The 7,284-nt window shown below is 70.9% G+C and carries 6 protein-coding genes and 1 pseudogene; 6 read left to right on the top strand and 1 reads right to left on the bottom strand.

Annotated elements, in window-relative coordinates; genetic code table 11:
• Positions 1-16 precede the first annotated feature (16 nt).
• From I8N67_RS35630 to I8N67_RS35605, 6 genes and pseudogenes are all read left to right on the top strand, one after another.
• Positions 17-361, top strand: coding sequence for a MazG-like family protein (locus I8N67_RS35630; RefSeq protein WP_200308427.1), 345 nt, complete (start codon positions 17-19; stop codon positions 359-361).
• Positions 354-887, top strand: coding sequence for a hypothetical protein (locus I8N67_RS35625; RefSeq protein WP_200308426.1), 534 nt, complete (start codon positions 354-356; stop codon positions 885-887). The genes I8N67_RS35630 and I8N67_RS35625 overlap by 8 nt, the downstream gene beginning before the upstream one ends.
• Positions 888-1,053: 166 nt before the next feature.
• Positions 1,054-2,915, top strand: a pseudogene (locus I8N67_RS35620) (MMPL family transporter); the annotation flags it as partial.
• Complete coding sequence (locus I8N67_RS44040; RefSeq protein ID WP_267912875.1) at positions 2,889-3,371, top strand: LuxR C-terminal-related transcriptional regulator; 483 nt, start codon at positions 2,889-2,891, stop codon at positions 3,369-3,371. The pseudogene I8N67_RS35620 and the gene I8N67_RS44040, both read left to right, overlap by 27 nt.
• Positions 3,372-3,408: 37 nt before the next feature.
• Positions 3,409-4,203, top strand: a complete 795-nt coding sequence (locus I8N67_RS35610) for an MBL fold metallo-hydrolase (RefSeq protein ID WP_200308425.1) — start codon at positions 3,409-3,411, stop codon at positions 4,201-4,203.
• 108 nt (positions 4,204-4,311) lie between these two features.
• Entirely contained in the window at positions 4,312-5,763 is a 1,452-nt protein-coding gene (locus I8N67_RS35605; protein WP_200308424.1) for a polysaccharide deacetylase family protein, read from the top strand.
• A 39-nt stretch (positions 5,764-5,802) separates the two neighbouring features.
• Here the strand turns inward: I8N67_RS35605 and I8N67_RS35600 are convergent, their stop codons facing one another.
• Positions 5,803-7,251, bottom strand: coding sequence for a family 43 glycosylhydrolase (locus I8N67_RS35600; RefSeq protein ID WP_200308423.1), 1,449 nt, complete (start codon positions 7,249-7,251; stop codon positions 5,803-5,805).
• Positions 7,252-7,284: the final 33 nt, after the last annotated feature.

Genomic DNA, 7,284 nt, shown 5'->3' with positions numbered 1-7,284 from the left:
CAGAGACGCTGCGCCCATGAATGAGCCGATCGACTCCCCCGACGACCTCTGGCGGTCCGTCACCCTCCTGCACGTCTGGCTGGAGGCGGACCAGCCGTACGGCGGTCAAGAAGGCCTGCTGCTGCGGATGTTGAAGCTCCAGGAGGAGGTCGGTGAGGTCGCGCAGGCGGTGATCGGCGTGACCGGGCAGAACCCGCGCAAGGGCACGACCCACACCTGGGACGACGTCCAGGCGGAGCTGTGCGACGTGGTCATCACGGCGTTGGTGGCGCTGCGGACTCTGACGCCGGACGCCCGTGAGGTCTTCGCGGCCCATCTGGCCGGGGTCACCGAGCGCTCGCTGGGCTCCCGCCGTGGCTGACAACGCGTTCTGGATCGCCTCGCTCACCGCCGGTACGGCCGTGCTGGCGAGCTGGGTGACGAGTCGGGGGACCTCGCGGGCGGCGCGTATCCAGGCGGACACGACGGCGAGCGCGCAGCGGGTGGAGCGGCTCAGGGAGGTGCGGCGGACGGCGTACGCCGAGTTCATCGAGCAGGCGCAGCGGCTGAGCGAGGTGCACTGGAAGGTGTCCGACGTCGTCCGGGGCGCCGAGGCCGGGATCGGGCCGGAGCAGATCGAGGAGCTGCGGCGGCTGCGCGACCGCCAGCGGGAGGAGTATGCCGCCCTGCGGCACCGTACGTGGATCGTCTCGCTGGAGGGGCCGGACGAGGTGGCCGAACTCGCCAACGCGGTCCGGCGGTCGACGAATCCGTTCTACAAGGCGATCGAGGCGATGATCGAGGGCGACGCGGCAGCCGTAGCCCGGTTCGACGCCTGCTACCGGCCGTTCTGGCAGACGGTGAAGGACTTCATCAAGGCGTCGCGGGACACTCTGAACACCATGTGAGGGGCCTGGGCGCTCCCCGCCCCGTCATCCCCCGGGGTGACCCGGCGGCGGCGGCGTACTGCGTTCTGAGTAGGCGGGATTGTCGGCAGCCGCACGACGACGGGACAGGGCCCGACCGGGAGTCTGAGCGGGTATCCGAGACTTCAGACGTGGAGACCTGCGACCCATGGCAACCTTCCTTCATCGACTGGGCCGACTGGCCTTCCGCAAACGCTGGTACGTCATCCTGTTGTGGGTGGCGGTCCTCGGCGCCGTAGGTATCGGCGCCCTCAAGGCCCCGGGAGCCTCCGACGAGGAGTTCTCCATGCCGGGCATCGAGTCCCAGAAGGCGTTCGACCTGCTGGAGGAGCGCTTCCCCGGCGTCACGGCGGACGGCGCCACCGCCCGGGTCGTGTTCGTCGCCCCGAGCGGTGAGAAGGTCACCGCCACCGAGAACAAGAAGGCCATCGAGGACACCGTGGCCGATCTGGCCGACGGCTCGCAGGTCGCCAGCGCCGTCGACCCGTTCCAGGCGCAGGCGGTCAGCCAGGACGGCTCGACGGCGTACGCGACCGTCACCTACAAGGTCACGGCGGCCGACCTCACCGACGCCAGCCGGACCCACCTGGAGGACGCCCTCCACGAGGCCCAGGGCTCCGGGCTCACCGTCGAGGCCGGCGGTACCGCCATGGACGAGCAGGGTGCTCCGGGCGGCATGGCCGAGGTGATCGGCGTCGCCTCGCCGCCGTCGTCCTGCTGGTCACCTTCGGCTCGCTGGCCGCCGCCGGGCTGCCGCTGCTGACCGCGCTCATCGGTGTCGGCGTCAGCATGGCCTCGATCCTCGCTCTCTCCGAAGCGTTCGGACTGTCCACCACGACCGGCACCCTCGCCATGATGCTGGGCCTCGCGGTCGGCATCGACTACGCCCTGTTCGTCGTCTCCCGCTACCGCGAGGAGCGCGCCGAGGGCCGCACGCCCCAGGAAGCGACCGCCCTCGCCACGGGCACGGCCGGATCGGCGGTGGTGTTCACCGGACTCACCGTCGTCATCGCACTGGCCGGGCTGTCCGTGGTCGGCATTCCGATGCTGACGAAGATGGGGCTGGCCGCCGCGGGCGCGGTCGTCGTCGCCGTACTGATCGCGCTGACCCTGGTCCCGGCCCTCCTCGGCTGCCGGCCGAACGCCGTGCTGGGACGCAAGGCCCGCAAGAGCGGACGTATCGAGGAGAGTCCGCAGGACAACGGCGGCATCCGCTGGTCCCGGTTCGTGCTGCGCCGCCCCGTGCCCGTGCTGGTCCTCGGTGTCATCGGCCTCGGCGCGCTCGCGGTGCCGATGACCGGCCTTCAGCTGGGCATGCCCGGTGACGAGGCCAAGCCGACCTCCACCACCGCGCGCCGGGCCTACGACGCGCTCGCCGAGGGCTTCGGGCCCGGGTTCAACGGGCCGCTGACGATCGTGGTGGACGCCAAGGGCACCGCCGACCCGAAGGCCGCCGCGGAGACGGTCGCGAAGGAGATCGGCGCGACCAAGGGGATCGTGTCCGTCTCCCCCGCACGCTTCAACGAGGCCGGCGACACCGCCGTCTTCTCGGCCGAGCCCGCCACCGCGCCGACCGACGAGAAGACCAAGGATCTTGTGACCGTCATCCGGGACGAGCGTCCCGGCATCGAGTCCGACACCGGCGCGACGTTCGAGATCACCGGCACCACCGCGCTGAACATCGACATCTCCGGCAAGGTGCAGTCCGCGCTGGTTCCCTATCTGCTGGTCGTCGTCGGCCTGGCCGTCATCCTCCTGATGGTCGTCTTCCGCTCTCTGCTCGTCCCGCTCAAGGCCGCCGTCGGCTTCCTGCTGTCGGTGCTCGCGTCGCTCGGCGTGGTCGTCCTGGTCTTCCAGCAGGGCCACGGCGCGGAGATCCTGGGCGTGAACCAGACCGGGCCGATCATGAGCCTGATGCCGATCTTCCTGGTGGGCATCGTCTTCGGCCTGGCCATGGACTACGAGGTCTTCCTCGTCTCCCGGATGCGGGAGGCGTACATCCACGGCGACACCCGCGTACTGATCCTCACGACCTTCGAGATCGACGAGTACGTGGCCCAGGCACTGCGCGCCGGCGCCAGCGGTTTCCTCGGCAAGGACGTCACCGCCGACGTGCTCCTCGACGGCATCCGCGCCGTGGCCGCCGGCGACACCCTCCTCTCCCCCACGGCCACCCGCACCCTCATCACCCGCTTCCTCGCCGCACCCGCCCCCGGCAGCCGCCTCGCCACCCCCGAGCGGCTGACCACGCTCACGACCCGCGAACGCGAGGTCATGGCCCTGGTCGCCGATGGCCTCTCCAACGACGAGATCGCCGAGAAGCTGTACGTCAGCCCGCTGACCGTACGTACACACGTGCACCGCGCGATGACGAAGCTGGGTGCCCGGGACCGGGCCCAACTGGTCGTGATGGCGTATCAGTCGGGGCTGGCGCAGGTACTGCCGCCACAGCGAGCGGGACCGTAGGCTGCCACCGACCACGGTGCCCGACCGGGAGGCGGCCATGAAAGTCCATCACCTCAACTGCGGCACGATGCTCCCGCCCCGCGGTGAGCCGGTCGTCTGCCATGTGCTGCTGATCGAGACCGAGGGCGGGGATCTGGTCCTCGTGGACTCCGGGTTCGGCCTGGACGACATCGCGGCACCCGGGCGGCGGCTGGGTCCGTCCCGCCGGCTGATCAAGCCGGTCCTGGCCCGCGAGGAGACCGCCGCCCGGCAGGTCGAACGGCTCGGGTTCGACCGGGCCGACGTACGGCACATCGTCGTCACCCACTTCGACTCGGACCACATCGGCGGCCTGTCCGACTTCCCCGAGGCCCAGGTGCACGTCACCGCGGCCGAGCTGCTGGGCGCGGTCACCTCCCCCTCCCGGAGCGAGCGCCTGCGCTACCGCGCCGTCCAATGGGCGCACGGCCCGAAGTTCGTCGAGCACGGACCCGGCGGGGAGCCGTGGCGGGGTTTCGCGGCGGCCAAGGAGCTCGACGCCATCGCCCCCGGCATCGTCCTCGTCCCGCTCCCGGGCCACACCCGCGGCCACACCTGCGTCGCCGTCGACACCGGCACCCACTGGATCCTCCACGCGGGCGACGCCTTCTTCCACCGCGGCGCGCTCGGCGACCCGGCCCCCGCGCCGGCCGTCCTGCGGATCATGGAACGGCTCGTCGCGTACGACCTCAAGCAGGTCCGCGCCAACCACGCCCGTCTCGCCGAACTCCACCGCCGCGCGGACCCCGACCTGGTGATCGTCAACGCGCACGATCCGGTGTTGTACGAGCGGATGAGGGCCGATGGGGGCTGAAGGGGGATGAGGGGGGCTGGCGGGGTCGATGAGGGCCGATGAGGTGAACACGCGGCGGGAGTGCGGGCGGGGCACGCCGATCGGCACCTCGCTCACGAAGATCGGGCGGTGACCGCTCGCACCCCCGCCGCCATCGCTTCCGCCGCTTCCGCCGCCTCCGCCCTGCTCCTGGTCGGCGCGCTGACCCTGACGGCCGCCTGCTCCCACGCCCCCTCCGCGTCGAAGCCCGCCCCGGCCCGTGGGGGCCCGAGCGCCGAGGCCGCCGAGGCCGCCGCCGGGGCCGCCGCCGCGGCCGCCGCCGGCGTCGAGCCCTCGGTCGTCGACCCGGCGACGATCGAAGGTCTGGACGTCGTCAACGACAGCGGCAACAGCCGCTTCTGCCCCTGGGCGACGAGTTACCCGGACGTGCCGGGCGCCACGGCCCTGACGGCCGCCATGCGGAGGGACGTCGGAGAACACCTGGCGGAATTCCTCGGGCCGGACTCCCGCTCCCCGGTGGACTGCGGGGGCGACACCAGATCGGGCGACCCGGACACCCAGGACACCCGGGAGCTCAACATCAGCTTCGCCCTCCTCGTGGCCTCCGGCGACGTGGTCGGCGTACGGCTGTCGAACCGGGACCGCACGGCCAGGACGTACTGGTACGACGGCGCCGACCTGACGTACCGGCCGGCGCTCGCGCTCATCGAGAGCGGTTCCCGCGCGGCCTTCGTGTCGGCGCTGCGGGAGAAGGCCCGGAGGCAGGGAGGCGTCGGGCCCGCGGCCCTGGACGACCTGGCCTTCACCGCCGACGGCGGCCTCCGGGCAGGCTCAGCCGTCGCACTCGACAGGGCGACCGTCACCCCCTGGCTGTCCGAGTTCGGCAGGCGCGCCCAGGCGCAGACCACGGACCCGAGCCCCACGCTCGACCTGGGCGCCGACCACACCCCCACCCCGGCCGTGCCCGCGGGGGCGGACCCGGGCGCGGACCCGACCGACTGCTCGCGGGTGAAGTGCGTGGCGCTGACCTTCGACGACGGGCCGGCCGTGCCGGAGAGCACGACGTTGCTCCAGTACCTGGCCGAGTACGACGCGCGGGCCACGTTCTTCGTGGTGGGCCAGAACGCCGCCGCCCACCGCGCGGTGGTGCGGGCGCAGGCGGACGCCGGACACGAGATCGGCAACCACTCCTGGAGCCACCCCCGGCTGACCGAGCTCTCCACCGAGGAGATCCGCTCCCAACTGGCGCGCACCAGCGAGGAGATCAGGTCCGCCACCGGGACGGAACCGACCCTGTTCCGTCCGCCGTACGGTTCGATCGACGACCGGGTGCGGGCGGCGGCCCAGCCGCTGTCGGCCGTCATGTGGGACGTCGATCCCAGGGACTGGGAGGACCGCGACACCGACCGGGTGACCCAGCGGGTCATCGCCGCGACGGACCCCGGCGACGTCATCCTGCTGCACGACATCCACCGCACGTCGGTGGCCGCCGTCCCGCAGATCCTGAGCACCCTGACGGCCGGCGGCTACCACTTCGTGACGGTCAGCCATCTGCGCGCCACCCCGAATGCCCTGGGATGACGCGCAGACGACCATCAACTCACTTGGCTCTGCCCCTTCTTACTCCTTGTAGAAGGTGGCGTCCTGCTTGTCGAGGGTCGTGCTGACCGGCTGGGTGTAGAGCAGGTTGTTGTAGTGCCGGATGTAGCGGCCGGGGAAGTTGTACGACTCGTACGAGACCCCGGCGGCGGTGTCGGCGAGACCGGCCCGCTGGAAGAAGGAGGCGTCATTGTCGAACAGGGCGGTGCCGTCGTCCTTCTCCACCCACACCTCGTTGTTCTTGTGGCGGAGGTAGTAGCCGGGGAAGTTGGCCGACTCCAGTGAGACCGTGCCGCTGCCCGCGAGGCCGGTGACGATCCGGAACTGCGAGTCGGCGAGGTTGGTGACGTTGCCCTCCAGCTTCGCCCGGTACTCCCAGTGCCGGATGAACTTGTCCGGGAAGTTGTACGAGGAGAGGCGGACGGGGGTCGCGCCGTCGGCGACGGGGATGCCGAAGTTGGGTGTGCCGTCGGCGTTCCAGTACAGCTTCTGGTAGCGGGTGCGGCGGTTGGGGTCGTTGAGCGGGTCGCCGCTGATGTCCTTGTAGTTGCGGTCGTGGTAGACGAGGATGTCGGACTTTCCGTCCTCGGACGTGGTGAAGGTGTTGTGTCCGGGGCCGTACTGGCCGGTGGCGGCGTTGCTGGTGAAGACCGGGGTGGGCGTCTTGGTCCAGGAGGCCGCGTTCATCAGGTCGGCCGAGGCGGAGGCCGTCAGCAGGCCGAGGCAGTAGTTGGCGTCGGTGGCCGAGGCCGAGAAGGTCATGAAGACCTTGCCGCCCCGCTGGATGACCGCCGGACCCTCGTTGACGGTGTGGCCGACCTTCTCCCAGGCGTTGGTGGGCCGGGAGATCATGACCGGACTGCCGCTGATCGTCCAGGGGTTGGACATCTTCGCCAGGTAGATGTTGGTGCCGTCGCCGACCGCCGGGTCGTACTGCGCCCAGCTCAGGTAGCGGGTGGAGCCCACGGTGAAGGTCGTCGCGTCCAGCGAGAAGGTGTCCAGCGGCAGGGCGATGCGGCCCTTCTCGGTCCAGGTGCCGGTGATCGGGTTGGCGGAGCTGGACTCCAGGACGTACGGCCGGATCTTCCAGATGTCGTTGGACGAGCCCGCGGTGAAGTAGACGTACCACTTGCCGTCGATGAAGTGGATCTCCGGGGCCCAGATGTGGGCGCCCATCTCACCGCTGGCGTGCTTGGTCCAGATGGTGGTCTCGGCGGCGGTGGCCAGCCCCTGGAGGGTGGTGGCCCGGCGCATCACGATCTTGTCGTACGCGGGGACGGTCGCGGTGAAGTAGTAGAAGCCGTCGGTGTGCTTGAAGATGTGCGGGTCGGCCCGCTGTTCGGCTATCGGGTTGCTGAAGGTGACGGCCGGCGACGCGGGGGCGGCCGCCTGGGCGGGTGTGGTCACGGTGGTGAGCACGGCGAACGCCGCCGCGGCGGCCACCAGGACCCGTCTGACGAGACGTCTCATGTCTTGTTGCGGCCCTTCGGGGATCAGGGGTGT

Source organism: Streptomyces adelaidensis (assembly GCF_016598475.1).
Lineage (GTDB): Bacteria > Actinomycetota > Actinomycetes > Streptomycetales > Streptomycetaceae > Streptomyces > Streptomyces adelaidensis.
This window is presented reverse-complemented; position numbering and strand designations above follow the sequence as displayed.

What these genes read in the sequence shown, in the direction of transcription:
- I8N67_RS35610 (WP_200308425.1), top strand. Translation starts at nt 3,409, where the DNA reads ATGAAAGTCCATCACCTCAACTGCGGCACGATGCTCCCGCCCCGCGGT.
- I8N67_RS44040 (WP_267912875.1), top strand. Translation starts at nt 2,889, where the DNA reads ATGCGGGAGGCGTACATCCACGGCGACACCCGCGTACTGATCCTCACG.
- I8N67_RS35630 (WP_200308427.1), top strand. Translation starts at nt 17, where the DNA reads ATGAATGAGCCGATCGACTCCCCCGACGACCTCTGGCGGTCCGTCACC.
- I8N67_RS35600 (WP_200308423.1), bottom strand. Translation starts at nt 7,251, where the DNA reads ATGAGACGTCTCGTCAGACGGGTCCTGGTGGCCGCCGCGGCGGCGTTC.